2 protein-coding genes are annotated in these 1,684 nt (G+C 49.0%); both read right to left on the bottom strand.

The annotated features are described in order from the left end of the window. Nucleotides 1–240 precede the first annotated feature (240 nt). Nucleotides 241–1,191 carry an Rpn family recombination-promoting nuclease/putative transposase gene (locus tag J5224_RS26810; protein WP_264628202.1) on the bottom strand — a complete coding sequence of 317 codons (951 nt, stop codon included), beginning with the start codon at nucleotides 1,189–1,191 and terminating at the stop codon, nucleotides 241–243. A gap of 166 nt (nucleotides 1,192–1,357) precedes the next feature. Beyond that, entirely contained in the window at nucleotides 1,358–1,597 is a 240-nt protein-coding gene (locus J5224_RS26805; protein WP_264628201.1) for a helix-turn-helix domain-containing protein, read from the bottom strand. Between the last annotated feature and the right edge of the window lie 87 nt (nucleotides 1,598–1,684).

Here is a 1,684-nt window from a genome sequence, read left to right as displayed (position 1 = left end):
TTTCCTGTAAGCAAAAACAAATCATCACCCCATTAATTAATCAGCCGTATAAACTGGTGTCTATCTTTGAGCAGTGGGCTCAGGCTGACGGGATCAGCGATCGACTCAGTGGCGACACATTGAAAGCTGCACTTGAACGCGGCAAGCCTCATATATTGAAAGGATAAAACTCACTACGAAGACAGACTCAGGCATACTCATCGCCCATGCTCACAACGCGCGTTGTTGTTTGATAAGCGATTACTGATGCAGTTGCGCCAGTTCCTCTGCTGTCAGCCCAGTCATTTTCATTACAGCCGCATCATCCATGCCATTCTGCCGCATGGTGCTAACAATTTTCAGTATAGCCAGGCGTTCACTGCGCTTTCCTAATTCCACGCCTTGCTCAATTCCCTTTTCAATACCCTTTTTGATACCTTTCTCAATACCCTTCTGCTCTAGTCGCTGCGCTATGGTCATCAGTTCTTCCTCATGCTGTGGCACCCGGTATGCCAGTTCTCGGACAAAAGCCTCTACGTCTAACGCGTCTCCTGCCTCTACCATGTAGTTTACCAGTGATATCGTCTGTTGTCTGGTCATGTAACCCGCCAGCAACAGCGTCACCAGTCTGTCCATCAACTCCGCCAGATCGCGCTGACGAATATGCTTTTGCAACAGAGTCAGCGCCGCCATGCTGCGATGCTCCATGATCTCATCATCCGGGATCACTGTGACATCAACCAGCGGAAAAGGCTTACTGTAAAGCCGTTCAGCCACATCAGGGTAATCAAATCCGGCTAACCAGTTGGTGGAATACGGATAAGGGCTGGTGCTGCCTGCATAAAACAGTATCGGGATCACCAGCGGTAATGTCTTGTGTTTCGCGTCAAGATACTTTTGCATGGCCGCGATGGCGTATCTCATCAGGCGAAATGCCATGTGCTTGTCCGCTGAGCTTTGGTGCTCAATCAGCACATGAATGTACCCTTCCCCTACCCGCGTTTTTACACTGTAGAGCACATCGCTGAAGTAGGCGCGCAGGTCATCTTCAATAAAAGAGCCTGACTCGAGTTTCAGAGTGGTAAGGTCACACAACTCCCGCAATTCGCCAGGCAAATGGAGTTGCATAAAATCTCTGGCGGTATCCGGGTTTGCCAGAAACTGTTTGAAAGTCGCATCATGGGGTGTCGGCGTGTTGCTGCTCTTTTTCATTGCGCCAGGCTCAATAAATCGTCTGTCACGATGTTAACAATCCTGACCTCTCAGCTTCGTCAAAGAGAATGTGATAGCAGCTAACGCGCTGCGCTTGTTGGCTCCTGACGGAATATCTATGAAATAGGTATCCCGTCAGGAGCGCTGAACTCAAAACACGGCCCCACTACTCTCCTTGTTCACCGTGACCACGTTGGATGTTTCGATAGCGCGAGGGCCAGATTTTTTCCGGTTGTGTGTTTAACGCATCGGCAATCAGGCGTTCTCCTTTGGGCCAGTGGCGGGCTAACGTATTCGCTAATGTTGAAGACGCCAGTCCCGCTTTCCTTGAAAGCGCCGTCATGGTTGTCCCCCGCTTTTTTAAAGATGCAATGATGTCAGCAGGATGCCAGTCACCTTTTTCCATATCAGTCACTCCTCTCAGTAACAACCCCAACCAATTATCCCATTTTGGGATAACAACTAAAATGATCAATATTCCATTTTAGGATAT

The sequence above is a fragment of the Candidatus Symbiopectobacterium sp. NZEC135 genome (assembly GCF_025962695.1).
The sequence above is the reverse complement of the archived record's forward strand: the minus strand, read 5'-3'. Positions and strand labels throughout refer to the sequence as shown.

Bases quoted from the DNA above. Each gene is read 5' to 3' on its own strand.
- J5224_RS26810 (WP_264628202.1), bottom strand. From the start codon at position 1,191: ATGAAAAAGAGCAGCAACACGCCGACACCCCATGATGCGACTTTCAAA.
- J5224_RS26805 (WP_264628201.1), bottom strand. From the start codon at position 1,597: ATGGAAAAAGGTGACTGGCATCCTGCTGACATCATTGCATCTTTAAAA.